Source organism: Citrobacter sp. LJND-P06 (assembly GCF_058188415.1).
Genome location: NZ_CP187317.1, coordinates 997,348 through 1,024,265 on the forward strand (window position 1 = coordinate 997,348; position 26,918 = coordinate 1,024,265).

The following is a 26,918-nucleotide window of genomic DNA, read 5'->3' on the forward strand; positions in this document are numbered from 1 at the left end:
TTTCTTCTACAACATTGTTATCAACGGAACCGAACATGTCAGAAATCAGCCGTGCCGTTCTTTTCGGCAAACTGGACACGCTGTTATTTACCTCTCTGGAAAGCGCCACCGCGTTCTGCAAGCTGCGCGGCAACCCTTACGTTGAGCTGGTGCACTGGCTGCATCAACTGATGCAACAGCAGGATGGCGATTTGCAGCAGGTGATCCGCCACTTTTCACTCGATGAACAACAGCTGACGCGGGATATTCTCGCCGCGCTGGATGCGCTGCCGCGCGGGGCAAGCTCGGTCTCTGATCTCTCCGAGCATATCGATAGCGCCGTTGAACGCGCCTGGGTGTATGGCTCGTTAAAATTTGGCGTCAGCCGTATTCGTGGCGGGCATCTGCTGATTGGCCTACTGAAAACCTGGAATCTGGCAAACGTGCTGAAGAGCATCTCAGCCCAGTTTGGCCGTCTCAACGTTGAGGTGTTGATCGCGCAGTTCGACACCATCTGTGCGCAGAGTAAAGAGTCGCAACAGGCCGCTGTCGCAGTGGATGCGCCCGCCGGTACGGTGCCAGCCGCCCAGGGGACGCTGGCCCAGTATGGGCAGGATCTGACGGCGCGGGCCCGGGAGGGCAAAATCGACCCGGTGGTCGGGCGTGATGAAGAGATCCGCCAGATGGTCGATATTTTAATGCGCCGCCGGCAGAACAATCCGCTACTGACCGGGGAAGCCGGGGTCGGTAAAACGGCAGTGGTCGAAGGGCTGGCGCTGCGTATCGCCGAAGGCGACGTGCCGGAACCGTTGCAAAACATTCAGTTGTGGCTGCTGGACATCGGCATGCTGCAAGCGGGCGCAGGGATGAAAGGCGAATTCGAGGCCCGTCTCCAGGCGTTGATCAATGAAGTGCAGTCCAGCGCGACGCCGATCATCCTGTTTATCGATGAGATCCACACCCTGATTGGCGCCGGTGGACAGCAGGGAACCGGCGACGCCGCGAACCTGCTGAAACCCGCGCTGGCACGCGGGCAGTTGCGCACCATTGGCGCTACCACCTGGGCGGAATACAAAAAGTACATTGAGAAAGATCCGGCGCTGACCCGCCGCTTCCAGACGGTACAGGTGCACGAACCGGACGAGGCGAAAGCCGTCCTGATGCTGCGCAGTACCGTGTCGCCGCTGGAGACGCATCATCAGGTATTGCTTCTCGATGAAGCGGTCAGCGCGGCGGTAAAGCTCTCACACCGCTACATTCCGGCGCGTCAGTTGCCGGACAAAGCGGTCGCTCTGCTCGATACCGCCTGCGCCCGCGTGGCGGTCAGTCAGAGCGCGCCGCCGCCTCAGCTTGAAGACTGCCTGCGACACCTTGCCGCACTGGAGGTGGAAATGGCGATTGCAGCGCGCGAAGCGCGCGTCGGTGCGGGCGAGCCTGAACGGGTCGCTGCGTTAAAAGCGGCGCACGATGACTACGAAGAACAACGCGACGCCCTGACCCGTCGCTGGCACGAGGAGCGTAGCCTGGTCCGCGAGATTGTTGGCTTGCGCGCCGCGTTATTTGCCGCCGGGGAGAGTGATACGACCGAACTGCGCAGCCAGCTTGCGGAGCAGCAGCAGACGCTGAAAACGTTACAGGGCGATGCGCCGCTGCTGTTCGCCGCAGTGGATGAAAACGTGGTGGCGGCAGTGGTGTCTGACTGGACTGGCATCCCGCTTGGCCGGATGGTGAAAAATGAAATCGACGCGGTACTGAACCTGGCCGACACGCTGAATCAGCGGGTGATTGGACAGCGCCACGGTCTTGACCTGATTGCCCGTCGCGTCAAAACCTCGCGGGCGAAGCTTGACGATCCGAACAAACCGGTCGGCGTGTTTATGCTCTGCGGCCCGTCCGGCGTGGGGAAAACGGAAACTGCGTTGGCACTGGCAGAATCGCTGTACGGCGGTGAACAGAATGTCATCACCATCAACATGAGCGAATTCCAGGAAGCGCACACCGTCTCTACCTTAAAAGGTGCGCCTCCGGGTTATGTGGGTTATGGCGAAGGTGGCGTGTTAACCGAGGCCGTACGCCGACGTCCTTACAGTGTGGTATTACTGGATGAAATTGAAAAAGCGCATCCGGACGTGCATGAGATTTTCTTCCAGGTCTTCGACAAAGGCTGGATGGAAGACGGCGAAGGACGACACATCGATTTTCGCAACACCATTATTATTCTCACCTCCAACGTCGGCACCGATCTGATAGGCGCCATGTGTGCCGATCCCGAACTGATGCCCGAACCGGACGCGCTCAGCGCTGCGCTGCGCCAGCCGCTGCTGCAGGTGTTTCCGCCTGCGCTGCTGGGACGTCTGCTGGTGGTGCCGTATTACCCACTCAGCGACGAGATGCTGGGGCAGATTGTTCGCCTGCAACTTAGACGCATCCAGCGTCGTCTCGAAGAGAATCACACTATCCTCTCGTCGTTTGACGACAGCGTCGTGGAACAGATTGTTCAGCGCTGTACCGAGGTGGAGTCCGGTGGACGTATGGTGGACGCAATTCTGACCAACACCTTACTGCCCCAGATGAGTCAGATTTTACTTACCGCCAGCCGCAGCGACGCGCAGTACCGACGTCTGCATATCACCTGTGAGCACGGCGAGTTTCACTGTCAGTTTGCCGCGTAACGCAATCATCAAGAGAACTGTTAAAGATGACGGATAATGATAACAATCGGACTGTCCCCAATGCGCTCCCTGTCGGGTACCGTTTCAATGAGTTTGAAATTAAAGAAGTAATTGGCGGTGGGGGATTCGGCATCGTTTATCGCGCCTGGGATCATCAGCTCGAACGCACTATTGCTATCAAAGAGTTTATGCCCGCCTCCCTGGCGTTGCGGGGCGATGATATGACGCTGGTGCTGCGCAGCGAGCGATTTAGCAAAGCGTTTTCTGCGGGCCTGAACAGCTTTATTCAGGAAGCTCGTTTGCTGGCGCGCTTCAATCATCCCAACTTGCTGCACGTGCTGCGTTTCTGGGTGCAGAACGACACCGCGTATATGGGCACGCTGTTCTACAGCGGCACCACGCTCTCGCGCCTGCGCGAGGAAAAGCCGCAGCAGATTAACGAAGCCTGGATCCGTCGCATGTTGCCGATGCTGTTTGGGGCGATTAAGACTATCCACGACGAGGGCTATCTTCACCGTGATATCTCGCTGGATAACATTCAGATTCAGGAGAACGGTCTGCCGGTGCTGCTCGATTTTGGCTCGGCGCGCCGCACCATTGGCAATCTCTCCGATGAGACGGAAACCATGCTGCGCCCCGGCTTTGCGCCGATCGAGCAGTACACCGACGATAACGAAAGCGAGCAGGGGCCGTGGACGGATATTTACGCGCTCGGCGCCGTCTTGCGCACCCTGATCGTGGGTTCGCCGCCGCCGGTCAGCGTGGTGCGTTCGATTCAGGATACCTGTCAGCCCCTGATGGAACTGCAACCTCAGGGATACTCTGTGTCGCTGCTGCAGGCCATTGACCGCGCACTGGCGCTGCGTATGGAAGACAGACCGCAGTCGATCGACGAATTTGCGGCGCTTATCGAGATGCCGGTCGCGGGTATCGATGATGTCCTGACCGCGAAAAAACCGGGCACCATGCTGGTGCCGGTCGAAGAGAAAAGCGTATCGACCACGGCGTTTGACTGGCGTCGTTACACGATCCCGGCGATTGGCGCCGCAGGCGTTCTCGTGGGGATTGTGACGGGGGCGATGCTGTTTCGCGGCGATCACGAGACGCAAAATCAGACCGCGGAAGTTCGTTCGGCTGAAACGCCGCCAGCGACCGTCGCCAGCGAACCGGTTGCGGATCAGCAAACTGCCTCCGCGCAGGTTCAGCCGCCTGTCGCCGCGCAATCCAGCCCGTCGCCAGTGCCGGATGCCAGCCCTGTCGCGTTGATCTATATCCGTATGCTGGAGGGGGAAAACCTGCGGGTCAATGGCGAACGTAAAGCGCTGCGTCCGTCAACGAACGGCTACGCCTCACTTAAACTCCCGGCAGGACAATTCACGATTGAATTGCAGGGAAGCGGTAAGACGCGGGCCCAAATCCTCGACATCGCGAAACCTGGCACCTGGCTGGTGAACCCGTAAAGGCCATAAACAGGAGTCTAAATGGAAGTATACGATCTCAGAAGGCAGCGACTTCATCCAAAGGAGTTTGAAAAAATTGTTTCACCTGTCTGTGCGAAGAGTGATGTAAATCATTCGATATGGAGAACCACGTTCGATATATCAGAAATGTCAGGAGAGTGACGATGCCTGGACGGTAAGCGGTAAGTCATGGCAATGGATTCCTGGGGTCAGAGAAGAAGATTATGAATTTAAAAAATAAGTTATGGTATTTTTGGGGAAGCATGGATGTGCTTGCTATTTTGTTATACTGCGTGAATTCTGCGCGGCAGAGCAGGATCCCCTTTATCTCTGATGTGATTGCCTTTCGTCATTTAGCCGATACTGTTTCAGGTGATGGCGGGTATAGCGTGTTAGTTATATTGTCTTTTATCATTGATCTATTTTTGGTTTTGTCACTGTTCGCTACTGCCTGGTATTTTTTCCAAAAAAAGACTGTTGCGATAAGATTTGCATTTATCCAGGAAATTTTTCGCCTCATTTCATTCCGCTGTTCAGTTTCTCTTTTTCCGCTGTTAGCCAGTCTATTCGGCATAACCGGCGTATGGATGAATTTATTTTTATTTGTTTTATCTGAAACATTAAAGGTGGCTTCTTTGTTGTATATGATGAAGCTAAATAATGGAAGGGCCGCGGCTTGACGAATATATTGAATATATAAAAAGGCAAAAAATATCTCGCAAATACTATGATGATGACAGGCGAATACCTTGAATCATATTGTCAGAGAACACCTCTTTGTTATCACTCACTTTCAGCATATTTTTAACGAGAATGTTACGCCCGCGTTATTTGCAAAAATCATTCGTCCGTCCGTCGTTGGGCAGTGGACATTTCAATCATCAGGAGTCGCTTGTGAAAACGTTTTTAGTAGGCTGCTTCGCACTGTGTTTTACGTTCATAATTCAGGGGTGTAAACAAGATATGGATTTAAATCCGCAGGATTATTTTAGCGGCCAGCAACTCACATTAGCCAATGCGATTGAACACGGTGACGTTGATAACGTTGTTAAACTGGCCTCAGAAACTGATTTAAACAAACCCGGAAAAGAGGATATGACGCCCCTGTTCTGGGCCATCATGAATACGCTCGACGATAAGAAAACGCCCACGCAATTAAAGATGATGACCATACTGGTTAAGGCAGGAGCCGATCCGCTCCAGCCGCGTCCTGCGGGAAAAAGCAGCCCGGCAGAATTCGTTTTAAAAGCCGACAGCGGTGACTGGATTAAGGCGTTGCTTGCCGGCGGTTTATCGCCGGATGCGAAAGATAAAACGTATAAAGAGCCCATCATTTTTGAAACGATCAAGGCCAAAAATACTGAAACTCTGGCAGCGATGCTCGATATGGGCGCCAATATCAATATCACTGACTCGTTAGGTAATACGCTTCTCATTGAGGCGTTAAATTTTGGCAAATACGATCATGTGTTGTTATTGCTTGAACGCGGAGCCGATGCTGAATTTCGAGGTCACGGTGGTTTGACGATGGGAAGCCTGCTGCAACGCCTTTTGGAAGGTACAAAAGAAGGTAGCGAACAACATCAAACGTTGGCCAAAATAAAAGAGACGCTGATTCAGCATGGAGGGACGTGGCCGCCTGCGCCGGTTAAATAACGTTCTTACTGAATATCAATTCGCCTGTACGGATGGCCCTTTTCATTCAGGCATACACGACCAGATACGCCTTTAGTTTTCTGCTTTTCTACCGCCACACCCTTTTGTGCCGCATAAAACATTACGGAATAAACATTATGCTCAACCGAATTACCGTCCAGCTCCCGGTTGAGGGGCTGCTGTTCTGGAAACTGTCTGGCCGTGAGGCGATGTCCGAGTCGTTTGCGCTGACGCTAACGCTGCTTGGCACGGACGCGCGCATTGACCGCAGTAAACTGCTTGGACAACCAGTGACGGTGACGCTCCCAACGCAGAGCCTGCTCTCGCCGCGCTACATCAACGGTAAGGTGACGCGGGTGGCGGTAAGCGCCGTGGAGCTGACGGGAACCCGCTACGCGGTCTACCAGTTGACGGTGGAGCCGGATCTGTGGCCGATGAAGCGTGACCGTAACCTGCGTATTTTCCAGGGCCAGACGGCACCGCAGATCGTTAAGACGCTGCTGGGGGAACATCAGGTCAATGTCGAAGATAAACTGACCGGCAGTTATCGGGTGTGGGATTACTGCGTGCAGTATCAGGAGTCGAGTCTGGACTTTATCAGCCGCCTGATGGAGCTGGAGGGGATCGCCTTCCACTTCCGCCACGAGGCGGATAAACACATCCTGGTGCTCACCGATGCCGCCACGCAACATCTGCCGTTCAGTGGCTATGAGTTCATCCCCTATCACCAGACGCCGTCGGGTGGTAGTACCGATAGAGAAGGGATAGGCCAGTGGGCGCTGGAGGACTGTGTGACGCCGGGGATTTATAGCCTTGATGATTATGATTTCCGCAAGCCAAACGCGTGGTTATTCCAGGCTCAGCAGAACCCAGTATCGCCGAAACCAGGCAGCATCGACGTGTACGACTGGCCGGGTCGCTTTGTCGAGCACGGTCACGCCGAGTTCTATGCCCGTATCCGTCAGGAACGCTGGCAGGTGGAACACCAGCAGATTCAGGCTACTGCGACCGCAGTGGGGATTGTACCTGGTCATACCTTCGCGCTGATCAACGCCCCGTTCTTCAGTGATAACGGCGAGTATCTGGTTACTGCGGCCGGTTATCACTTCGAAGAGAACCGCTACGCGAGTGGCGAGGGAGAAACCATTCATCGCACCGACTTCACCGTTATTCCGTCGTCGGTGGTGTATCGTCCGGCGCAAACTACGGCGTGGCCGCGTACCTACGGCCCGCAGACCGCGAAAGTGGTGGGGCCGCAGGGGGAGAGTATCTGGACGGATAAATACGGTCGGGTGAAGGTGAAATTTCACTGGGATCGTCTCGCGAAAGGTGATGACACCAGTTCGTGCTGGGTGCGCGTCTCCAGCGCCTGGGCGGGACAGGGGTACGGCGGGGTGCAAATTCCGCGCGTGGGTGATGAAGTGGTGGTGGATTTCATCAACGGCGATCCGGACCGCCCGATTATCACCGGACGCGTGTACAACGAAGCGAGTATGCCGCCGTGGGCGCTACCGGCGGCGGCAACCCAGATGGGCTTCATGAGCCGGAGCAAGGACGGCGCGGCGGACAACGCCAACGCCCTGCGTTTTGAGGATAAGGCGGGTGAGGAACAGGTGTGGATCCAGGCCGAGCGTAATCTGGATATTAACGTTAAAAATGATGAATCCCATTCGACAGAAAAAAACCGTACCCAATATGTGGGGGAAAATGAAACCCTGCGGGTAGCCAAAGATCAGCAGGCGGGGATTAAAGGGGACGTCATTTGTCTGGCAGGAAAAAGTCGAAGTGATAAAGCTGTAAACAACTATACGCTTTCTGCGGGAAATACCTTGCGACTGGAGTGTGGTGAAAGCGCGATTGAATTATCGAAAGATGGCAGCGTTAATATTATCGGTAATAACTTCAATTTCACCGCGAAACAGCAGGCGCAAATTAATACGCTTTCTGGCGAACTGCATTTAAACCCGAATGGTGGCAGCAATGCTATCGATCCACCAGGGGCTGCCCATCAGGCCGATCTCCAGCATGAAGTGGACAGTTTCTTTGTGTTTAATGCCAGTAAGTGAGAAGTAACCGGGTAGCGTTGACCACAGCGAAGGGGATAGTTACGTAATGAAATGGATAGCTTTTACTCTATTTATAATAATCACACTGATTTATATCTGGGATGGGAAGGATCTGTTTATAAAAAAAGAGTGGCGTGGCTTTGGAATAAAATTTATCTCAGTGCTGATTGGCGCATTTGCGTTGGTGTTTATTCTGGTTGGTATTTCAAAATTTATCCCCCTAATTCCTAAAGAAACAGCGCGTGCGTTATCTGCAATTATACCGGTTTCATTTATGGCAATATTAGTATCAAAGTTTTCCGTCGTTATGCTAAGTGCCATCTTTGATATTATTATACGTTTTCATGAACGCTATAATACTGCTGAGAACTATTCAAAGTTATCATCATTAGTTAACAAGTATGGGCCAAAATTACGTGTGCTGGCAAAATGTCTGGCATCGCTTGGCTGTATCCTTATGTTCTATGGTATTTGGTTTGGCAGTACGGCCTGAGTTGAAGAGGTTTTATGAACACCAGAAATAACGATGCTTTTCCCGTAGCTTATCAGCGCGGGAAAAGACGGGTGCTATCCAAAGTGGGTCGGTAGACACCGCAATCATCATGACGACCACGTTGAGGCAAATAAACGCTGTCTTGAAATTATCCAGGCGACGCTGCATATTGAAAAAAGTTAAGTCAGGGTAATATTGACCTCTTATGTATAAGCAACCTGATATTACCCCGGATAAAGCCATGCTTCAGCCATAAGTTTCAGCGCGCCGGTCTCGCATCGTTGTATAGACAAAGGCCACGATAAAGATCACCGTGAACAATACGACGATGGTGGGGGCGGGGGCGCTGTCGATAAAAAACGACAGATAGACGCCCATAAATGAGGTGATGACCGAAAGCACGGTGGCGAGCATCAGCGCCTGGGCGAAACGGCGGGTGAGTAAAATGGCTATCGCGCCTGGGGAAATCAGCAGCGATATCGACAAAATAATACCCACCGATTTTAGCGTGGCGACAATGGTTAAGGCTATCATGCACAGCAGCCCGTAATGCAGCAACGTGGTGTTCAGACCGCTGGCTCTGGCCTGATTAGGATCAAAAGCGTGCAGCAATAAATCCTTCCATTTCAGACCAATAACCAGCGCTATCCCCAGTGCAATCAGTGCGGTTTGCGCAATATCGGCCAGCGAAACGCCCAGCATGTCGCCAAACAGAATGTGGTCCAGATGAACGTCCGACTGGATAGAGACATACAGCACCAGCCCCGCGCCAAACATGCCGGAAAAAACAATCCCCATGATGGTGTCGCGCTTAATACGGCTGTTGTCGTCGAGATAACCCGTCGCAACGGCACACAGTAATCCGGCGATGAACGCGCCGATAGCCAGCGGAATACCGGCAATCCAGGCAAGGACGATCCCCGGAAAAACCGCATGACTCATCGCATCGCCCATCAGCGCCCAGCCTTTCAACACCAGGAATACCGAAAGCAGTGCGCAGGGCACGGCGACAATGGCGGAGACGGCCAGCGCATTGAGCATAAAGTCGAACTGGAAGGGTTCCATCAGTGTAGTTAAGAGCATGAGGACTCCTTGTTCATTCGCGCGCGGCGACGGTTTGCCAGCAGGCCATGTTTCGGCGCGAAGACAAACGCGGTCAGGAACAGCAGGGTTTGCAGGACGACGATAATCCCGCCCGTTGCGCCATCCAGCCAATAGCTGAGCCAGGCGCCAAAAAAGCTGGTCAGGCTGCCGATAGCCACGGCGATGATCAGCAGGCGAGGGAATCTGTCGGTCAGCAGCCAGGCGGTTGCGCCGGGCGTCACCACCAGGCAGATAACCAGAAATGCGCCGACCGTTTGCAGCGCCGCGACGGTGGAGACAGAGAGCAGCGTGAAGAACAATAATTTTAACCGACCCGGATTGAGCCCAATGGAGCGGGCATGATTTTCATCGAAAAAAGTCACCATCAGATCCTTCCATTTCAACAATAGGATCGTCAGAGAAACGGCGCCGATAATGGCCAGTTGCACAATATCTTCCGGCGCGATGGCTAACACGTTGCCCAGAATAATGGTCTGAATGTTGACGGACATCGGATTGAGCGAAACCATAAACAGCCCGATGCCAAAGAATGACGAGAAGATCAGACCAATAATGGCGTCTTCTTTCAGACGCGAGCGCTGGTTGAGAAACAGCATACAGCCTGCGGCAAGTCCCCCGGAGAGAAACGCGCCGAGCGAGAAGGGCAGTCCCAGCATATACGCCCCCGCCACGCCGGGGACGATAGAATGCGAGAGCGCATCGCCAATCAACGACCAGCCTTTAAGCATTAAATAGCAGGAGAGAAAGGCGCACAGACCGCCGACCATCGCCGACACCCACATGGCGTTGAGCATGTACTGGTAACCAAAAGGTTCCACAAGCCAGTTCATGGTTAGTCTCCCTCTCTGGCGGTTCGCCGCGAAATAAACGGACGCTCATCATCGGTAATGATGTGCTCTTCGCTGCCACTCAGCGCCACATGGCGCAATACACCGCTGAACGCCAGTTCGAGATTTTCTGCCGTGAAGGTGGTTTTAGTGGGGCCGCTCGCCAGCACCGTCCCTTTGATCATCACCGTGTAATCACAAAACTCGGTCACCGACCCCAGGTTATGGGTGGACACCAGCATGGTGCGGCCTTCATCGCGCAGCTCACGTAACAGCGTGATAATTCGCGCTTCGGTTTTTACATCCACGCCGGTAAAGGGCTCGTCCAGCAGGATCACCTGACCATCCTGAGCAATCGCTCTGGCCAGAAAAACCCGCTTTTTTTGCCCACCGGAGAGTTCGCCTATCTGGCGATAGCGATACTCCAGCATGTCCACGCGCGCCAGGGCGGCATCAACGCACGCGTGGTCGTGTGCCTTCGGACGGCGTAGCCATCCCATGTGGCCGTAACGCCCCATCATCACCACATCTTCCACCAGTACCGGAAATGACCAGTCCACCTCTTCTGACTGGGGGACATAGGCGATCAGATTCTGCTTCAACGCCTTATTCACCGGCTGCTGCAAGATAGAGATCTCTCCGGCTGCCAGACGAACAAATCCCATCAGCGCTTTAAACAGCGTGGATTTACCCGAACCGTTGACGCCCACCAGGGCGGCAATCGAGCCGCCGGGGATCTGAAACGTGGTGTCCCGCAGCGCGGTGTGACCGTTGCGATAGGTCACCGTGACACTGTTGGCGGTAATGGCAGCGTGGCTCATTTCTGACTCCTCAGGCCGTCATTGATACCGCCGATGATGGTTTCAGTGGTGACGCGCAGTAAATCCAGATAGGTCGGTACCGGGCCATTGGCAGTACTCAGGGAATCGACATACAGTACGCCGCCGTAGTGTGCGCCAGACTCACGGGCGACCTGACGGGCGGGTTTATCAGAGACGGTACTTTCACTGAAGACGGTGGGGATCTGATGCTGTCTGACAGCATCGATAACCTTGCGTACCTGTTTCGGCGTGCCCTGTTGATCGGCATTGATCGGCCACAGATACAGCTCCCTGAGATTGTTATCCCGCGCCAGGTAGGAGAAGGCGCCTTCGCTGGTGACCAGCCAGCGTTTATCGGTGGGGAGTGTCGCCAGCGCCTCGCGCAGCGGATCCAGCGTCTGGCGAATCTTCACCTTATAGTTCTCGGCATTTTTTTGATAAACCGCCGTGTTTTGCGGATCGTACTTTGCCAGCGCATCGCGAATATTATCGACATAAATGAGCGCGTTTTCTGCCGACATCCAGGCGTGCGGGTTGGGTTTGCCATTATACGGGCCTTCGCTAATCCCCATCGGTTTCACGCCCGCAGAAACCGTGACTTCCGGTACGCCGGAAAGATGCTGATAAAATCGGGCGAACCACAGCTCCAGGTTCAGGCCGTTGGAGAGAATAAGCTGCGCGCCTTGCGCGCGTTTGATGTCGCCAGGGGTGGGTTGATATCCGTGAATCTCCGCCCCCGGTTTGGTGATTGAGCTGACCTCCGCCGCGTCGCCCGCCACATTTTTTGCCATATCAGCAATGACCGTAAAGGTGGTTACCACCTTGAATTTCTCGGTGGCCCAGGCAGGCGTTAGCGCAAGCGTCGCCAGAACCCCAGCAAGGAAAAAGGACGTTAAACGAGGCAGGCGCGGCATAGTATCCCTCATTGAAAAGTGGTTAATTATTCTTCGAATATAGCCTTTGCTATGTTATATAGCACACCGCATAGTTAAATGAAAATAATTCTTATTTGCGTAGCTGGCTAAGCATGTGTCACCTTCGGGTGATAGTCCGCAGGGGGAATAAGTTGTAGAATAAATGCACTTTAATGTGGTGGAGGCACTATGTCCGGCAAGCGAATCGCGCGTGAAAAACTGACGATCAAAAAAATGATCGCGTTATACGAGAGCCAGTGTCCACAGGCGTTAGATGAACAGGGGCACTACGACGCACTGTTTGCCTATGCCCAAAAGCGGCTGGACAAGTGTGTGTTTGGCGAGGAGAAACCGGCCTGTAAACAGTGTCCGGTGCACTGTTACCAGCCCGCAAAGCGTGAAGAGATGAAGCAGATTATGCGCTGGGCGGGGCCGAGAATGCTCTGGCGTCACCCGATTTTGACCGTACGTCATCTGATCGACGACAAACGCCCCGTCCCGGAATTACCGGAAAAATATCAACGTAAAAAGTGAGTGTGAAATACCGGATGGCGCTGCGCTTATCAGGCCTACGAACAAACCCCACCTGTAGGCCGGATGGCGCTGCGCTTATCAGGCCTACGGACAAACCCCATCTGTAGGCCGGATAAGGTGCTTGCACCGCTATCCGGCAACGCTTCGTTTACACCAACGCATCCTTATCAATACCCAGCCGCTTCATCCGTGAAAGCAACGTAGTTCGCTTAAGTCCCAGACGTTGGGCTGCCCCTTTCGGTCCCGCCACGACGCCATTCGTCTCCCTCAGTACGCGCAAAATCAACTGACATTCATCTTCGCCATCCTGTGCAACTTCGGTGGCGACCGGCGGCGTGGCTGAGGTTAATACACCCACATCCGGGATTGAGAGTTGTAGCACGTTGCCCCGGGTCAGAAGTACGGCGCGTTCCACCACGTTTTCCAGTTCGCGAACGTTACCAGGCCACTCCATATTGCTCAGGGTACGCAGCGTTTCTGCGGGGATGCTGTCGATGTTACGTCCCATCCGACGGGCGATTTTAAAGGTGAAGGCCTTCACCAGCAGCGGAATATCTTCCGGGCGTTCGCGCAGCGGCGGAAGCTGGATCGGGAAGACATTCAGGCGGTAATAGAGATCGTTGCGGAACTCGCGATCGGCCACCATCTTTTTCAGATCGCGGTTGGTGGCGGCGATCAGTCGCACATCGGTCTGGATCAGTTTATTGCTGCCCAGGCGTTCGAACTCCTGCTCCTGGAGAACGCGCAGTAGTTTAGGCTGTAACTCCAGCGGCATGTCGCCCACTTCATCGAGAAACAGCGAGCTTTTATCCGCCAGTTCAAAACGGCCGATACGCTGGGCGCTGGCTCCCGTGAACGCGCCACGCTCATGACCAAACAGATCGCTTTCCAGCAGTCCGGCAGGCATCGCGGCACAGTTCATTTTCACCATGCGGCGTGTGTTGCGCCCGCTCAGGTTGTGGATCGCCCGGGCGATCAGTTCCTTACCGGTTCCTGTTTCTCCCAGAATCAAGACCGTACTGTCGCTTTGCGCCACCATCTCGACTTGTTTGAGGACGTTGTACATCGCCTCGCTTCGCCCAATGATTTCGCCAAAATCACTGTCGACATTATTCAACTGTTCGGTGAGTGCCAGGTTTTCGTCCACCAGGCGTTCTTTGAGACGGTGGATTTCCTGATAAGCGAGGGCATTATCGACGGCAATCGCCACGCGTTCGGCGATTTGACGCAGCAATTTCAGGTTAGTGGTGGTGAAGATTTTTTCTTCGCATTGCGCCAGTTTCAGCACGCCGAGCATGGTGTTGCCGGACATCAGCGGCAGCAGGCACAGCGTTTGCAGTTGATTACCCCAGGTGTCGAACAGCATACGTTCGTAAGGGGCAAGCGCATCCCTTTCATTCAGGTTAATCAGCAGCATCTCTTTGCTTCTGAACACCCGTTCAGTGAGAGTGCCAGCTTCATCCACTTCACTCTGCTGGTGTGCGGGATGCGTTTTATCCAGATAATGGGTAGACCAGATATTCAGTTTATTTTTGTGATGGCTGCGCAGAACAATACTGATCGCGTCAATGTTGAAGTAGTAGTGGATCTCTTTCGCCACTTCGCTGACCAGCTCGTCAATGTCGAGACGCGAGAGCACCGCATTGGTGATCGCCACCAGAATACGGAAGTTATCGCGTTCGCGGCACAGCAAATCGTAATCGACGTTGTTCGACACCCGACACTGAATTTGCTCGGCAACCACCGAGACAATCTGGGTAAAAGTTTGCAGCCGTTGGTACTCTTTTTCGCTCCACGGGCGGTCTTCATTGCGGATAAATTCACAGCCGCCAAAGATACGCCCATCTGCTGCCAGCGGTAGCAGGCAATAGTGGCCGAATTCACCGTATAACCCGCAGGAGGCTAGCTGGGGCCAGGTTTCCGTAAACTCATGGAAATTACAGTGCAATGCGTCGGGACGAGACAGAATACGGCGAACCGGGCCGTGCGCCAGCACCGTTTCATCTTCATATTCGATTGGTTTACTGTTTTCTTCGCGCGTCGCGTAATAGCGTGCGCGCTGTGTTTGTGCCTGCCATAACACAATAGCCGCGCTGTCGGCTAATGCCGAACGCCTGACCAGTTGGGAAAGCGCTTCACTGAGCGAAGCCAGATCGGGCTGCTGCAATAATGTACGAGTAATATCAAACAACCCTTGCTGTCCGAGATCGCTCATCGGTGTATACGACATGTTGCTTTTCCAGGAATGTACCGCAGTGCGGCAAGGTACATGAATTATAGGTATTCTTTTTAAACTTCTGCCGGATGGCGGCTACGCCTTATCCGGCCTACGGCTGTAGCCCGGTAAGCGTAGCGCTACCGGGCAATATTATCAGCAAATACGTGGCAGAGGTTCGGAGTGCGGCAAATCAAGGGTACGTTTGACGCCATATAAACCCGCGAGACGAACACCTTTACGCTCGACCACTTCGCCAATCAACGCGGCATCACGTCCCAGAGGATGTGAACGGAGCGCTTCCAGTACCTGTTCAGCCGCCTGACGTTCAACGGCAATCACCAGTTTACCTTCGTTGGCAAAGTTAAGGGCATCCAGTCCCAGCAGTTCGCACACGCCGCGCACCGCCGGTTTTACCGGAAGGGCGCTTTCAGACAGCTCAATACCGCAACCGCTGGCGGCGGCGAATTCATGAGTGACCGCGTTTACGCCGCCACGGGTGGCATCGCGCAGCGCCTTCACGCCGGTGATATTGCGTAGCGTCTGAATCAGCGGGGTGAGTACGGCGCAGTCGCTCACCAGCTCGCCATCCAGCCCCAGTTGTTCGCGCAGATTGAGAATGGTCGCGCCATGATCGCCCAGCGTACCGCTTACCAGCAGAACGTCGCCTGGGGTCAGGGTTTGCGCGCCCCAGTGAATATCCCCCGGAATGGCCCCCATGCCCGCAGTGTTGATGAACAGCTTGTCTGCCGCGCCGCGCTGAACGACTTTGGTGTCGCCGGTTACAATGGCGATACCCGCTTCGCGAGCCGTTGCCGCCATACTGTTTACCACGGTTTTCAGCGTCTCCATCGGCAACCCTTCTTCAAGGATAAAACCGCAAGACAGATAACGTGGGATTGCGCCGCTGACCGCAACGTCGTTGGCGGTGCCGCAAATGGCCAGCTTGCCAATGTTGCCACCGGGGAAAAATAACGGGTCAATAACGTAGCTGTCAGTCGAGAAGGCCAGACGATCGCCTTCCGCCATTAGTTGCGCCAGATCCAGACGCGCCTGATCTTCTTGTTCCGCCAGCCATGGGTTGGCAAAGGCTTCCATGAACAGACTGTTGATCAGTTGCTGCATGGCTTGTCCGCCACTTCCGTGGGCGAGTTGTACGCTATTCATGCTTCAGACTCCTGCTGACGATACTGATACCAGGCGGCACATGCGCCTTCGGAAGAGACCATCAGTGCGCCAAAGGCGGTTTGTGGGTTACAGGTGTTGCCAAACAACGAGCATTGATTCGGTTTACATTTACCCGTCAACACTTCTCCGCAACGTGCGCGCGGATCGTCATATACCTGCTGCGGTGCCGGTTGGAAATGCGCTTCGGCATCAAACCGTTGATAGTCTGGCATCAGATGAACGCCGGATGACTCAATCACGCCAAGGCCGCGCCATTCGCTGTCGCCCGTCACGCAGAACACCTCGGAAATTGCTTGTTGCGCCAGCGCATTACCGGCATCCGGTACCACGCGGCGATACTGGTTTTCGACCAGACTATGGGCCGCGATTTTCTGCTCAACCAGCATGGCGACGCCTTGCAACAGATCAAGCGGTTCGAATCCTGCGACCACCAGCGGACGGTGGAACTCGCTGGCGATAAAGTTGTAGGCGTCAGTCCCTATGACCATGCTGACGTGGCCCGGCGCGAGGAACGCGTCGATGCCGCTGTCCGGCTGTTCCAGCAGGCAGCGCAGCGTGGGGATAAGCGTGATGTGCTGGCAGAAAAAGTAAAAGTTCTGCACGTCTCGCGCTTTTGCCTGTTGCAGCGTAATGGCGGTGGTCGGCATGGTGGTTTCAAAACCCAGCCCGAAGAACACGACTTTCCGCGTCGGGTTTTCCTGCGCCAGTTTGAGCGCATCCATCGGGGAGTAAACAATGCGGACATCGGCGCCGCGCGCTTTGGCTTGCAGGAGAGAACCCTGCTTGCCCGGTACGCGCATCGCATCGCCAAAGGTGCAGAAAATCACTTCCGGGTGGCTGGCGATTTCGACGCAGCTATCAATTCTGCCCATCGGCAGTACACAGACCGGGCAGCCAGGGCCGTGAATAAATTCCACATTCTCGGGCAATAGCTGGTCGAGGCCGAATTTGAAGATAGCGTGAGTGTGGCCGCCGCAGATTTCCATGATACGCAGCGGGCGTTCGGCAGTGTAAGGGAGATGGACCGCGCGCTCACGCAGATGATCAATTAACTGCATCACCTGCTCTGGTGCGCGATATTCGTCAACAAAACGCATTATTTTTCCTCACCAAACAGTAAAGCGCCGACGTCCGGCTCAACATCAAACATGTTTTGTAGCGCCTCGAGGGTATCGCGCGCTTCGGCTTCATTAATCACACTCATGGCAAAACCAACGTGAACCAGTACCCACTGGCCTAAACGCGGCTCACCGTGTTCATCGCAACTGCCGACCAGCGTCAGGTCGACGTCGCGCTGAATACCGCAAACGTCGACTTTTGCCTGGTTGCCGTCAATGGTACGGATTTGACCCGGGACGCCTATGCACATCGCTGTGACTCCAGCCAGTTCAGCCACTGATCCATCCCTTCGCCGCTGGTGGCGGAAATCAGAATGATTTCAATTTCCGGGTTTACTTCACGGGCGCTGGCGATGCACTTCTCAACATCGAAGTTAAGGTAGGGCAGCAGGTCGATTTTGTTGAGCAGCATCAGCGAGGCGGCAGCAAACATGTGCGGGTATTTCAGCGGTTTATCTTCGCCTTCGGTGACGGAAAGCACTGCCACTTTATGACGTTCGCCGAGATCAAAGCTGGCCGGGCACACCAGGTTGCCGACATTTTCAATAAATAGAATGCCGTTATCTTCTAAAGGCAGACGCGGCGCGGCATCGGCAATCATCTGCGCGTCCAGGTGGCAACCTTTACCGGTGTTCACCTGGATGGCCGGCGTGCCGGTGGCGCGAATACGGGCTGCGTCGTTGACGGTCTGCTGGTCGCCTTCAATTACCGCACACGGCACGCGCTCTTTCAGCTTCATCAGCGTTTCGGTGAGCAGCGTGGTTTTGCCGGAGCCAGGGCTTGATACAAGGTTAAGCACCAGATGCTGGCGGGCAGCGAAGCGAGCGCGGTTACGTTCGGCCAGGCGGTTGTTTTTGTCCAGCACGTCGATTTCAACTTCCAGCATACGGCGCTGGCTCATGCCTGGCGCATGGGTTCCGGCTTCGCCGTGCCCATAATGCAGGTCGCCTTCTTCCGTCTGGCTGGGGGTAAAACTGGACGTCTTCACGCCGGTAATATTGAGCGCCGGGCGAGCCGCCGGGGCAAATGGCGCACTACGAAACGCCGAATGAGGGTTATGTTCATCGCCCTCGATATAAAGGTTGCCTTCAGCGCAACCGCATGTTGTACACATCGCTCACTCCTGGTCTATTTCTATTCTTCTAATCTGTAAGCCGTCATCGGCCACGATCCTCAGTGTGTCGCTGTTGCATTGCGGACAACGGCGGACGCGCTGTGTCAGCAGCGTGACGTATTGCTGACAAGACTCGCACCAACATTCGGCTTCTTGCTCTTCGAGGTGCAGTTTACAACCTTCCGCCAGGGTGCCGCGGCATACCAGATCAAAACAAAAGGCGAGAGCACTGGTTTCGACACAAGAAAATGCGCCAATTTTGAGCCAGACCCCAGTTACCTTTTGCGCACCGTGTTGTGTGGCCTGTTGTTCGATCAATTCCAGTGCCCGTTGGCAGAGGGTTATTTCGTGCATATCGCCTCCCATCATCTATTGCTGCGGTAAAAGCAATAAACATGCCAGTTATTGTTTTTGGCACGCTGACACTGACGACGATGACGAAATGACATGTCGTCATCGTGCTATTTGCTTGTATGTGTATGAAAAATAATGAATTTAAAGTTGGCATAAAACGTGCTTAAGGCAGGTTATCTCACGTAAACGAGTAACCTGACATGACAATTTGGGAAATAAGCGAAAAAGCTGATTACATCGCGCAGCGGCATCGTCTCCTACAGGACCAGTGGCGTATTTACTGCAATTCGCTGGTTCAGGGGATCACCCTGTCAAAAGCGCGACTGCATCACGCCATGAGCTGCGCGCCGGACAAAGATCTTTGCTTCGTTCTTTTTGAACACTTCACTATCTACGTCACGCTGGCTGACGGTTTCAACAGCCACACCATTGAGTACTACGTTGAAACGAAAGATAGCGAAGAAAAACAACTCATTGCGCAAGCGCAACTGACCATCGACGGCAAAGTTGACGAGCATGTCAGCAACCGCGATCGCGAGCAGGTGCTGGAGCACTATCTCGAGAAAATCGCCAGCGTTTACGACAGCCTGTATGCCGCGGTGGAAACCAACACCCCGGTCAATATGCACCAACTGGTAAAGGGACAATTCCCGGCGGCGTAAGCCAGAGGTTTTGCCCGTTTTGTTCGCGATGCGGTCTGACGCCGTGTCACGACTATTTTGGGGATGGGAGTGTCGATGAGTGTCGAAAATGACACTTGATGGACATGTTTTCGTCAAAAATGACTATCACCTGAGGAATGCCTGGTGAATCGTTTTGTAATTGCTGACTCCACGCTCTGTATTGGCTGCCACACTTGTGAGGCCGCCTGTTCAGAGACGCATCGCCAGCATGGCCTGCAGTCAATGCCGCGCCTGAAAGTGATGCTGAATGAAAAAGAATCCGCGCCACAACTTTGCCATCACTGCGAAGATGCGCCGTGCGCGACCGTGTGTCCTGTCAACGCCATCAACCGCGTAGATGGCGCTGTACAGTTGAATGAAAGCCTGTGCGTAAGCTGCAAACTGTGCGGGATTGCCTGCCCGTTTGGCGCGATAGAGTTTTCCGGCAGCCGTCCGCTGCATATTCCGGCCAACGCCAATACCCCGAAAGCGCCGCCTGCGCCTCCGGCTCCGGCTCGCGTGAGCACGCTGCTGGACTGGGTGCCGGGTGTTCGCGCCATCGCTGTGAAATGCGATCTGTGCAGTTTTGATGAACAAGGCCCCGCCTGTGTACGGATGTGCCCAACCAAAGCGCTGCATCTGGTTGAAAACACCGATATCGCCCGCGCCAGCAAACGTAAGCGTGAACTGACGTTCAATACCGATTTTGGCGATCTCACCTTGTTTCAGCAGGCTCAGAGTGGGGATGCAAAATGAGCGTAATTTCACTGATTAATAGCGGCGTGGCCTGGTTTGCCGCCACGGCGATTCTGGCGTTTCTGTTTTCATTCCACAAAGCGTTGAGCGGCTGGATTGCGGGCGTGGGCGGGGCCATTGGTAGCCTGTTCACGGCAGCGGCGGGTGCCCTTGCGTTGACTCACGCATTAGCGGTCAGCGGTGTGATGCCGTTTATCGGACATACCCTGCAAGTGACGCCGTTAAATGCTATCTGGTTGATTACGCTCGGTCTGTGCGGGCTGTTTGTCAGCCTGTACAACATTGACTGGCATCGTCATCCGCAGGTGAAAGCCAACGGTTTGCTGGTGAATTTATTAATGGCGGCAGCGGTCTGCGCCGTGGTCGCCAGCAACCTCGGCACGATGGTGGTGATGGCCGAAATTATGGCGCTGTGCGCCGTGTTCCTGACCGGTGGCAGCAAAGAGGGCAAGCTGTGGTTTGCGCTTGGCCGTATTGGCACACTGCTGCTGGCGGTTGCCTGCTATTTGGTGTGGCAGCGCTATGGCACGCTGGAGCTGCGCCTGCTCGACCTGCGCACGCAGGCATTGCCGCTTGGCTCGGACATCTGGCTGCTTGGCGTAGCTGGTTTTGGTCTGCTGGCCGGAATTATCCCGCTGCACGGCTGGGTGCCACAGGCACATGCCAACGCCAGCGCACCGGCTGCGGCGCTGTTCTCGACGGTTGTCATGAAGGTCGGTTTGTTAGGGATTTTGTCTCTGTCGCTGATTGGCGGTAACGCGCCGCTGTGGTGGGGCATTGCGCTGTTGGTGTTGGGCATGATCACCGCGTTTGTCGGCGGTCTGTATGCGCTGATGGAACATAACATTCAGCGTCTGCTGGCCTACCACACGCTGGAAAATATCGGCATTATTCTGCTCGGTCTTGGGGCTGGCGTGACCGGTATTGCGCTGCAACAACCGGCGCTGATTGCGCTCGGTATGACAGGCGGGCTTTACCATCTGGTTAACCACAGTCTGTTCAAGAGCACGCTGTTCCTTGGTGCGGGCAGCATCTGGTTTCGTACCGGTCATCGCGATATCGAAAAACTGGGCGGCATTGGCAAACGTATGCCGTTGATCTCGCTGGCGATGTTGGTCGGGTTGATGGCGATGGCCGCGCTGCCGCCGCTGAACGGTTTTGCCGGTGAGTGGGTTATCTATCAGTCGTTCTTCAAACTGGGTAACAGCGGCTCATTTATTGGCCGTTTGTTAGGGCCGTTGCTGGCCGTTGGGCTGGCGATTACCGGGGCGCTGGCGGTGATGTGTATGGCGAAAGTCTACGGCGTTACCTTCCTCGGCGCACCGCGTACCAAAGAGGCAGAAAACGCCTCATGCGCGCCATTCCTGATGTCGGTGAGCGTGGTGGCGTTGGCGATGTGCTGCGTGTTGGGCGGTGTTGCCGCACCGTGGCTGCTGCCGCTTCTCTCCTCTGCCGTTCCTCTGCCGCTGGAAACCGCGAATACCACCGTTTCTCAGCCAATGATTACCCTGCTGTTGATTGCCTGTCCGTTGCTGCCCTTCATCATTATGGCGATTTTCAAAGGCAACCGTCTGCCGTCGCGTTCACGCGGTACGGCGTGGGTGTGCGGTTACGATCACGAGCAGTCAATGGTGGTCACTGCGCACGGTTTTGCCATGCCGGTGAAAGAGGCCTTTGCGCCAATACTCAAACTGCGTAAATGGCTCAATCCAGTCTCACTGGTTCCGGGCTGGCAGAACGCGGCCGCGCCGGTGCTATTCCGTCGTCTGGCGCTGATTGAGCTGGCGGTGCTGGTGGTGATTGTGGTTTCACGAGGAGCCTGAGAATGAGTGTTTTATATCCGTTAATTCAGGCGCTGGTGTTGTTTGCTGCTGCGCCGTTGCTGTCTGGTATTACCCGCGTGGCGCGTGCCCGTTTGCACAATCGTCGCGGGCCGGGCGTGTTGCAGGAATATCGCGACATTATCAAACTGCTGGGTCGCCAGAGTATTGCGCCTGCGGATTCCAGTTGGGTGTTTCGCCTGACGCCATTTGTGATGGTCGGCGTGATGCTGACTATCGCTACCGCGCTGCCGGTGGTGACCGTCGGTTCTCCACTGCCGCAACTGGGCGATTTGATCACCCTGATTTACCTTTTTGCGATCGCCCGTTTCTTCTTTTCTATCGCCGGTCTGGATACCGGTAGCCCGTTCACCGCGATTGGCGCCAGCCGTGAAGCGATGCTCGGCGTACTGGTAGAGCCGATTCTGCTGCTGGGCCTGTGGGTCGCGGCGCAGGTGGCGGGTTCCACGCACATCAGCAATATCGCCGACACGATTTACCACTGGCCTGTGGCCCGCAGTATTCCGCTGATTCTGGCGCTGTGCGCCTGTGCCTTCGCCACTTTCATCGAGATGGGCAAACTGCCGTTTGACCTGGCGGAAGCGGAGCAGGAGCTACAGGAAGGGCCGCTGACCGAATACAGCGGCAGCGGTTTTGCGGTGCTGAAGTGGGGCATCAGCCTGAAACAACTGGTGGTGCTGCAAATGTTTGTCGGCGTGTTCCTGCCGTGGGGACAGATGGAAACCTTTACCGCAGGTGGATTGCTGCTGGCGCTGGTGATTGCCGTCGTCAAGCTGGTTGCTGGCGTACTGGTGATCGCGCTGTTCGAAAACAGCATGGCGCGTCTGCGTTTTTGCGCCACTTCACGCGTGACCTGGGCCGGTTTTGGGTTTGCGTTTTTAGCCTTCGTCTCCTTGCTGGCGGCGTGATTAAGAGAGTTTGAGCATGTCTGAAGAAAAAGTAGGTCAACAATACCTTGCGGCGCTGCACCAGGCATTTCCGGGCGTAGTTCTGGACGAAGCCTGGCAGACCAAAGATCAGCTGACGATTACGGTGAAGGTGAACTACCTGCCGGAAGTGGTCGAGTTCCTGTATTACAAACAGGGCGGATGGTTGTCCGTGCTGTTCGGTAACGACGAACGCCAGTTATGCGGCCATTATGCCGTGTACTACGTGATGTCGATGGAGCAGGGCGTTAAATGCTGGGTCACTGTCCGTGTTGAAGTGGATGCCAACACGCTGGAGTTCCCGTCTGTTACCCCACGCGTTCCGGCAGCAGTCTGGGGCGAGCGTGAAGTCCGCGATATGTATGGGCTGATCCCGGTTGGCTTGCCGGATGAGCGTCGTCTGGTTCTGCCGGATGACTGGCCGGATGAACTCTATCCGCTGCGTAAAGACAGCATGGATTACCGTCAGCGTCCGGCGCCGACTACCGACGCCGAGACTTACCAGTTCATCAACGAACTGGGCGACAAGAAAAACAATGTGGTGCCGATTGGCCCGCTGCATGTGACCTCCGACGAACCGGGGCATTTCCGTCTGTTCGTTGACGGCGAGAACATTATCGACGCCGACTACCGTCTGTTCTATGTCCACCGCGGCATGGAGAAACTGGCGGAAACCCGTATGGGTTACAACGAAGTCACCTTCCTGTCGGATCGCGTCTGCGGCATCTGCGGTTTTGCCCACAGCACCGCCTACACCACCTCCGTTGAAAACGCGATGGGCATCGTGGTGCCGGAACGTGCGCAGATGATCCGCGCCATTCTGCTGGAAGTGGAGCGTCTGCACTCGCACCTGCTGAACCTCGGCCTGGCCTGTCACTTCACCGGCTTTGACTCCGGCTTTATGCAGTTCTTCCGCGTGCGTGAAACCTCCATGAAAATGGCGGAGATCCTCACCGGGGCGCGTAAAACCTACGGTCTTAACCTGATCGGCGGGATTCGCCGCGATCTGCTGAAAGAGGACATGATCCAGACTCGCCAACTGGCGCAGCAGATGCGTCGCGATGTGCAGGATCTGGTGGATATGCTGCTCAGCACGCCGAACATGGAGCAGCGTACTGTCGGTATCGGTCGTCTGGACCCGGAAATCGCCCGTGACTTCAGTAACGTCGGCCCGATGGTTCGTGCCAGCGGTCATGCCCGCGACACCCGCGCCGATCACCCGTTTGTCGGTTACGGTCTGCTGCCGATGGAAGTTCACAGCGAGCAGGGCTGCGACGTTATCTCCCGTCTGAAAGTGCGCATCAACGAAGTCTATACCGCGCTGAATATGATCGACTATGGCCTCGACAATCTGCCGGGCGGCGCGCTGGCGGTGGAAGGCTTTACCTATATTCCGCATCGCTTTGCACTGGGCTTCTCGGAAGCACCACGTGGGGATGATATTCACTGGAGCATGACCGGCGACAACCAGAAGCTGTACCGCTGGCGCTGCCGTGCGGCGACCTACGCCAACTGGCCGACGCTGCGTTACATGCTGCGCGGCAACACCGTTTCCGATGCGCCGCTGATTATCGGTAGCCTTGACCCTTGCTACTCCTGTACTGACCGTATGACCGTCGTCGACGTGCGTAAGAAGAAGAGCAAAGTCGTGCCATACAAAGAACTTGAGCGCTACAGCATTGAGCGTAAAAACTCGCCGCTGAAATAAGGAATCGCCATGTTTACCTTTATCAAAAAAGTCATTAAAACCGGCACACCGACCTCGTCTTATCCGCTTGAGCCGATCGCGGTTGATAAAAACTTCCGTGGCAAACCGGAACATAACCCGCAGCAGTGTATTGGCTGCGCGGCCTGCGTTAATGCCTGTCCGTCGAATGCGTTGACGGTAGAAACCGATTTGGCGACAGGCGAGCTGGCCTGGCAGTTCAACCTTGGGCGTTGCATCTTCTGCGCCCGCTGTGAAGAAGTCTGCCCCACCGCGGCGATTAAGCTGTCGCAGGAGTACGAACTGGCGGTATGGAAGAAAGAAGACTTTCTGCAGCAGTCTCGCTTTGCACTGTGTAACTGTCGCGTGTGCAATCGTCCTTTTGCCGTTCAGAAAGAGATCGATTACGCCATTGCGCTGCTTAAGCACAACGGCGATAGCCGTGCGGAAAATCACCGTGAAAGCTTTGAGACTTGCCCGGACTGTAAGCGCCAGAAATGCCTGGTGCCGTCCGACCGTATTGAACTGACTCGCCATATGAAAGAGGCCAGCTAATGAGCAATTTATTAGGCCCACGTGATGCCAATGGTATTCCGGTACCGATGACGGTGGACGAATCCATCGCCAGCATGAAAGCGTCGTTACTGAAAAACATTAAACGTTCGGCGTACGTCTACCGTGTGGACTGCGGCGGTTGCAACGGTTGCGAAATTGAAATTTTCGCCACCCTCTCTCCGCTGTTCGACGCCGAGCGTTTTGGCATCAAAGTGGTACCGTCGCCGCGCCACGCAGACATTCTGCTGTTTACCGGCGCGGTCACCCGCGCAATGCGTTCACCGGCGTTACGTGCCTGGCAATCTGCGCCAGATCCGAAAATTTGTATCTCCTACGGGGCCTGCGGCAACAGCGGTGGTATATTCCACGATCTTTATTGCGTCTGGGGCGGCACCGACAAAATCGTCCCGGTGGATGTCTACATTCCTGGCTGTCCGCCAACGCCTGCGGCAACGCTGTACGGCTTTGCGATGGCGCTGGGTCTGCTGGAGCAGAAAATTCACGCGCGTGCGCCAGGCGAACTGGATGAACAGCCCGCGGAGATCCTGCATCCCGAGATGGTGCAACCGCTGCGCGTGAAGGTTGATCGCGAAGCGCGTCGTCTGGCCGGTTATCGCTATGGCCGCCAGATTGCCGATGATTACCTGCGCCAGTTAGGGCAGGGCGAACATCAGGTGGCGCGCTGGCTGGAAGCAGAAAACGATCCGCGTTTGACCGAGATCGTCACGAATCTTAACCATGTTGTTGAAGAGGCGCGTATCCGATGAGTGAAACGGTGGTGTTCAGTCAACTGAGCCGTAAATTTATTGATGAGAATGATGCAACGCCCGCCGAGGCGCAGCAGGTCGTCTATTACAGCCTGGCGATTGGCCACCACCTGGGGGTCATTGATTGTCTGGAAGCGGCGTTGACCTGCCCATGGGATGACTACCTGGCCTGGATCTCCACGCTTGAAGAGGGCAGTGAAGCCCGCCGTAAAATGGAAGGTGTGCCGAAGTACGGCGAAATCGTCATCGATTTTAGCCATGTGCAAATGCTGGCGCGTGCGTTTGATAACGCGCTCGCCGTGCAGACGCCGCCACAACAGGCGTGGAGCAAGCTGATGCTCAGTATGCTTCATGATATTCATCAGGAAAGCGCCATCTATCTGATGGTGAGGAGACACCGTGACTGACGTTTTATTGTGTGTCGGCAACAGTATGATGGGTGACGACGGCGCAGGCCCGCTGCTGGCGGAAATGTGTGCCGCCGCGCCGAAAGGGGACTGGGTTGTCATTGATGGCGGCAGCGCGCCGGAAAACGACATCGTGGCGATTCGCGAATTACGCCCGAGCCGCCTGTTGCTTGTTGATGCCACCGATATGGGGCTCAATCCCGGCGAGATCCGCATCATCGATCCCGACGATATCGCCGAGATGTTTATGATGACCACCCATAATATGCCGCTCAACTACCTGGTCGATCAGCTCAAAGACGATGTTGGCGAGGTAATTTTCTTAGGCATTCAGCCGGATATCGTCGGGTTCTATTATCCGATGACCCAGCCGATCAAAGATGCCGTAGAAACGGTTTACCAGCGACTGGAAGGCTGGGAAGGGCACGGTGGATTTGCGCAGTTAGAGGCTGAAGAATGACCACGCCGGATGGCGGCTTCGCCTTATCCGGCCTACAAAACCCTGTAATCCTGTAATCCTGTAGGCCGGATGGTGGCTTCGCCTTAACCGGCCAACAAAACCCTGTAATTCTGTAGGCCGGATGGTGGCTTCGCCTTAACCGGCCAACAAAACCCTGTAATTCTGTAGGCCGGATGGTGGCTTCGCCTTAACCGGCCAACAAAACCCTGTAATTCTGTAGGCCGGATGATGGCTTCGCCTTAACCGGCCTACAAACCCTGTAATCCTGTAGGCCGGATGGTGGCTTCGCCTTAACCGGCCAACAAAACCCTGTAATTCTGTAGG

General features: G+C 55.1%; 26 protein-coding genes. 16 read left to right on the plus strand and 10 right to left on the minus strand.

Annotation, left to right across the window (positions count from 1 at the left end; genetic code table 11):
• Positions 1-35: 35 nt before the first annotated feature.
• From tssH to ACO7SM_RS04775, 6 genes are all read left to right on the plus strand, one after another.
• Complete coding sequence (tssH, locus tag ACO7SM_RS04750) at positions 36-2,651, plus strand: type VI secretion system ATPase TssH (RefSeq protein ID WP_490469910.1); 2,616 nt, start codon at positions 36-38, stop codon at positions 2,649-2,651.
• 26 nt (positions 2,652-2,677) lie between these two features.
• Positions 2,678-4,111 carry a serine/threonine protein kinase gene (locus tag ACO7SM_RS04755; RefSeq protein WP_490469911.1) on the plus strand — a complete coding sequence of 478 codons (1,434 nt, stop codon included), beginning with the start codon at positions 2,678-2,680 and terminating at the stop codon, positions 4,109-4,111.
• Between the two features lie 224 nt (positions 4,112-4,335).
• Positions 4,336-4,791, plus strand: coding sequence for a hypothetical protein (locus ACO7SM_RS04760; RefSeq protein WP_490469912.1), 456 nt, complete (start codon positions 4,336-4,338; stop codon positions 4,789-4,791).
• 214 nt (positions 4,792-5,005) lie between these two features.
• The gene (locus tag ACO7SM_RS04765) at positions 5,006-5,767 is read left to right on the plus strand and encodes an ankyrin repeat domain-containing protein (RefSeq protein ID WP_490470866.1); all 762 of its coding nucleotides are present in this window, start codon (positions 5,006-5,008) and stop codon (positions 5,765-5,767) included.
• 137 nt (positions 5,768-5,904) lie between these two features.
• On the plus strand, positions 5,905-7,833 hold the full coding sequence (locus ACO7SM_RS04770; RefSeq protein WP_490469913.1) for a type VI secretion system Vgr family protein: 1,929 nt from the start codon (positions 5,905-5,907) through the stop codon (positions 7,831-7,833).
• Between the two features lie 46 nt (positions 7,834-7,879).
• Complete coding sequence (locus ACO7SM_RS04775; RefSeq protein WP_490469914.1) at positions 7,880-8,326, plus strand: hypothetical protein; 447 nt, start codon at positions 7,880-7,882, stop codon at positions 8,324-8,326.
• Positions 8,327-8,572: 246 nt separating this feature from the next.
• On the opposite strand, the gene sitD is transcribed toward ACO7SM_RS04775, so the two are convergent.
• From sitD to ACO7SM_RS04795, 4 genes are read right to left on the minus strand one after another with little or no spacing between them, the layout of a single operon-like run.
• Positions 8,573-9,409 (minus strand): iron/manganese ABC transporter permease subunit SitD, encoded by an 837-nt coding sequence (sitD, locus tag ACO7SM_RS04780; RefSeq protein WP_490469915.1) that lies wholly within the window; start codon positions 9,407-9,409, stop codon positions 8,573-8,575.
• Positions 9,400-10,260, minus strand: coding sequence for an iron/manganese ABC transporter permease subunit SitC (sitC, locus tag ACO7SM_RS04785; protein ID WP_490469916.1), 861 nt, complete (start codon positions 10,258-10,260; stop codon positions 9,400-9,402). Before sitC ends, sitD begins: the two co-directional genes overlap by 10 nt.
• Positions 10,261-10,262: 2 nt before the next feature.
• Positions 10,263-11,078, minus strand: a complete 816-nt coding sequence (gene sitB, locus ACO7SM_RS04790) for an iron/manganese ABC transporter ATP-binding protein SitB (protein ID WP_490469917.1) — start codon at positions 11,076-11,078, stop codon at positions 10,263-10,265.
• A complete protein-coding gene (locus ACO7SM_RS04795; RefSeq protein ID WP_490469918.1) occupies positions 11,075-11,992 on the minus strand; it encodes a metal ABC transporter substrate-binding protein in 918 nt (305 codons plus the stop codon). The genes sitB and ACO7SM_RS04795 overlap by 4 nt, the downstream gene beginning before the upstream one ends.
• A 189-nt stretch (positions 11,993-12,181) precedes the next feature.
• Here ACO7SM_RS04795 and ACO7SM_RS04800 point away from each other — a divergent pair, with 189 nt between their 5' ends.
• Positions 12,182-12,526: a nitrous oxide-stimulated promoter family protein gene (locus tag ACO7SM_RS04800; protein WP_490469919.1), complete on the plus strand. Its 345-nt coding sequence runs from the start codon at positions 12,182-12,184 to the stop codon at positions 12,524-12,526.
• A gap of 148 nt (positions 12,527-12,674) precedes the next feature.
• Here ACO7SM_RS04800 and flhA read toward each other — a convergent pair whose 3' ends face one another.
• The 6 genes from flhA to hypA form a co-directional block, all read right to left on the minus strand.
• Positions 12,675-14,756, minus strand: a complete 2,082-nt coding sequence (gene flhA, locus ACO7SM_RS04805) for a formate hydrogenlyase transcriptional activator FlhA (RefSeq protein ID WP_490469920.1) — start codon at positions 14,754-14,756, stop codon at positions 12,675-12,677.
• A gap of 141 nt (positions 14,757-14,897) precedes the next feature.
• Positions 14,898-15,908: a hydrogenase expression/formation protein HypE gene (gene hypE, locus ACO7SM_RS04810; RefSeq protein ID WP_490469921.1), complete on the minus strand. Its 1,011-nt coding sequence runs from the start codon at positions 15,906-15,908 to the stop codon at positions 14,898-14,900.
• Positions 15,905-17,026 (minus strand): hydrogenase formation protein HypD, encoded by a 1,122-nt coding sequence (hypD, locus tag ACO7SM_RS04815; protein WP_490469922.1) that lies wholly within the window; start codon positions 17,024-17,026, stop codon positions 15,905-15,907. The genes hypE and hypD overlap by 4 nt, the downstream gene beginning before the upstream one ends.
• On the minus strand, positions 17,026-17,298 hold the full coding sequence (hypC, locus tag ACO7SM_RS04820; protein WP_490469923.1) for a hydrogenase 3 maturation protein HypC: 273 nt from the start codon (positions 17,296-17,298) through the stop codon (positions 17,026-17,028). Before hypC ends, hypD begins: the two co-directional genes overlap by 1 nt.
• Positions 17,289-18,161 (minus strand): hydrogenase nickel incorporation protein HypB, encoded by an 873-nt coding sequence (gene hypB, locus ACO7SM_RS04825; protein ID WP_490469924.1) that lies wholly within the window; start codon positions 18,159-18,161, stop codon positions 17,289-17,291. The genes hypC and hypB overlap by 10 nt, the downstream gene beginning before the upstream one ends.
• Positions 18,162-18,164: 3 nt before the next feature.
• Positions 18,165-18,515, minus strand: a complete 351-nt coding sequence (hypA, locus tag ACO7SM_RS04830) for a hydrogenase maturation nickel metallochaperone HypA (RefSeq protein WP_490469925.1) — start codon at positions 18,513-18,515, stop codon at positions 18,165-18,167.
• A gap of 200 nt (positions 18,516-18,715) precedes the next feature.
• Here hypA and hycA point away from each other — a divergent pair, with 200 nt between their 5' ends.
• The 9 genes from hycA (at position 18,716) to hycI (ending at position 26,594) form a co-directional block, all read left to right on the plus strand.
• Positions 18,716-19,177, plus strand: coding sequence for a formate hydrogenlyase regulator HycA (hycA, locus tag ACO7SM_RS04835; protein ID WP_490469926.1), 462 nt, complete (start codon positions 18,716-18,718; stop codon positions 19,175-19,177).
• Positions 19,178-19,321: 144 nt separating this feature from the next.
• Complete coding sequence (gene hycB / locus ACO7SM_RS04840; RefSeq protein WP_192613224.1) at positions 19,322-19,933, plus strand: formate hydrogenlyase subunit HycB; 612 nt, start codon at positions 19,322-19,324, stop codon at positions 19,931-19,933.
• Positions 19,930-21,756 carry a formate hydrogenlyase subunit 3 gene (hycC, locus tag ACO7SM_RS04845; protein WP_490469927.1) on the plus strand — a complete coding sequence of 609 codons (1,827 nt, stop codon included), beginning with the start codon at positions 19,930-19,932 and terminating at the stop codon, positions 21,754-21,756. The genes hycB and hycC overlap by 4 nt, the downstream gene beginning before the upstream one ends.
• Positions 21,757-21,758: 2 nt before the next feature.
• Positions 21,759-22,682, plus strand: a complete 924-nt coding sequence (locus ACO7SM_RS04850) for a respiratory chain complex I subunit 1 family protein (protein ID WP_192613222.1) — start codon at positions 21,759-21,761, stop codon at positions 22,680-22,682.
• Between the two features lie 16 nt (positions 22,683-22,698).
• Positions 22,699-24,408: a formate hydrogenlyase subunit HycE gene (hycE, locus tag ACO7SM_RS04855; RefSeq protein WP_490469928.1), complete on the plus strand. Its 1,710-nt coding sequence runs from the start codon at positions 22,699-22,701 to the stop codon at positions 24,406-24,408.
• A gap of 9 nt (positions 24,409-24,417) precedes the next feature.
• On the plus strand, positions 24,418-24,960 hold the full coding sequence (gene hycF / locus ACO7SM_RS04860; protein WP_490469929.1) for a formate hydrogenlyase subunit HycF: 543 nt from the start codon (positions 24,418-24,420) through the stop codon (positions 24,958-24,960).
• Entirely contained in the window at positions 24,960-25,727 is a 768-nt protein-coding gene (gene hycG, locus ACO7SM_RS04865) for a formate hydrogenlyase subunit HycG (protein ID WP_490469930.1), read from the plus strand. Before hycF ends, hycG begins: the two co-directional genes overlap by 1 nt.
• Complete coding sequence (locus tag ACO7SM_RS04870) at positions 25,724-26,134, plus strand: formate hydrogenlyase maturation HycH family protein (RefSeq protein ID WP_490469931.1); 411 nt, start codon at positions 25,724-25,726, stop codon at positions 26,132-26,134. The genes hycG and ACO7SM_RS04870 overlap by 4 nt, the downstream gene beginning before the upstream one ends.
• Positions 26,127-26,594, plus strand: coding sequence for a hydrogenase maturation peptidase HycI (hycI, locus tag ACO7SM_RS04875; RefSeq protein WP_490469932.1), 468 nt, complete (start codon positions 26,127-26,129; stop codon positions 26,592-26,594). Before ACO7SM_RS04870 ends, hycI begins: the two co-directional genes overlap by 8 nt.
• Positions 26,595-26,918: the final 324 nt, after the last annotated feature.

Bases quoted from the DNA above. Each gene is read 5' to 3' on its own strand.
- tssH (WP_490469910.1), top strand. From the start codon at position 36: ATGTCAGAAATCAGCCGTGCCGTTCTTTTCGGCAAACTGGACACGCTG.
- ACO7SM_RS04755 (WP_490469911.1), top strand. From the start codon at position 2,678: ATGACGGATAATGATAACAATCGGACTGTCCCCAATGCGCTCCCTGTC.
- ACO7SM_RS04760 (WP_490469912.1), top strand. From the start codon at position 4,336: ATGAATTTAAAAAATAAGTTATGGTATTTTTGGGGAAGCATGGATGTG.
- ACO7SM_RS04770 (WP_490469913.1), top strand. From the start codon at position 5,905: ATGCTCAACCGAATTACCGTCCAGCTCCCGGTTGAGGGGCTGCTGTTC.
- ACO7SM_RS04775 (WP_490469914.1), top strand. From the start codon at position 7,880: ATGAAATGGATAGCTTTTACTCTATTTATAATAATCACACTGATTTAT.
- sitD (WP_490469915.1), bottom strand. From the start codon at position 9,409: ATGCTCTTAACTACACTGATGGAACCCTTCCAGTTCGACTTTATGCTC.
- sitC (WP_490469916.1), bottom strand. From the start codon at position 10,260: ATGAACTGGCTTGTGGAACCTTTTGGTTACCAGTACATGCTCAACGCC.
- sitB (WP_490469917.1), bottom strand. From the start codon at position 11,078: ATGAGCCACGCTGCCATTACCGCCAACAGTGTCACGGTGACCTATCGC.
- ACO7SM_RS04795 (WP_490469918.1), bottom strand. From the start codon at position 11,992: ATGCCGCGCCTGCCTCGTTTAACGTCCTTTTTCCTTGCTGGGGTTCTG.
- ACO7SM_RS04800 (WP_490469919.1), top strand. From the start codon at position 12,182: ATGTCCGGCAAGCGAATCGCGCGTGAAAAACTGACGATCAAAAAAATG.
- flhA (WP_490469920.1), bottom strand. From the start codon at position 14,756: ATGTCGTATACACCGATGAGCGATCTCGGACAGCAAGGGTTGTTTGAT.
- hypE (WP_490469921.1), bottom strand. From the start codon at position 15,908: ATGAATAGCGTACAACTCGCCCACGGAAGTGGCGGACAAGCCATGCAG.
- hypD (WP_490469922.1), bottom strand. From the start codon at position 17,026: ATGCGTTTTGTTGACGAATATCGCGCACCAGAGCAGGTGATGCAGTTA.
- hypC (WP_490469923.1), bottom strand. From the start codon at position 17,298: ATGTGCATAGGCGTCCCGGGTCAAATCCGTACCATTGACGGCAACCAG.
- hypB (WP_490469924.1), bottom strand. From the start codon at position 18,161: ATGTGTACAACATGCGGTTGCGCTGAAGGCAACCTTTATATCGAGGGC.
- hypA (WP_490469925.1), bottom strand. From the start codon at position 18,515: ATGCACGAAATAACCCTCTGCCAACGGGCACTGGAATTGATCGAACAA.
- hycA (WP_490469926.1), top strand. From the start codon at position 18,716: ATGACAATTTGGGAAATAAGCGAAAAAGCTGATTACATCGCGCAGCGG.
- hycC (WP_490469927.1), top strand. From the start codon at position 19,930: ATGAGCGTAATTTCACTGATTAATAGCGGCGTGGCCTGGTTTGCCGCC.
- ACO7SM_RS04850 (WP_192613222.1), top strand. From the start codon at position 21,759: ATGAGTGTTTTATATCCGTTAATTCAGGCGCTGGTGTTGTTTGCTGCT.
- hycE (WP_490469928.1), top strand. From the start codon at position 22,699: ATGTCTGAAGAAAAAGTAGGTCAACAATACCTTGCGGCGCTGCACCAG.
- hycF (WP_490469929.1), top strand. From the start codon at position 24,418: ATGTTTACCTTTATCAAAAAAGTCATTAAAACCGGCACACCGACCTCG.
- hycG (WP_490469930.1), top strand. From the start codon at position 24,960: ATGAGCAATTTATTAGGCCCACGTGATGCCAATGGTATTCCGGTACCG.
- ACO7SM_RS04870 (WP_490469931.1), top strand. From the start codon at position 25,724: ATGAGTGAAACGGTGGTGTTCAGTCAACTGAGCCGTAAATTTATTGAT.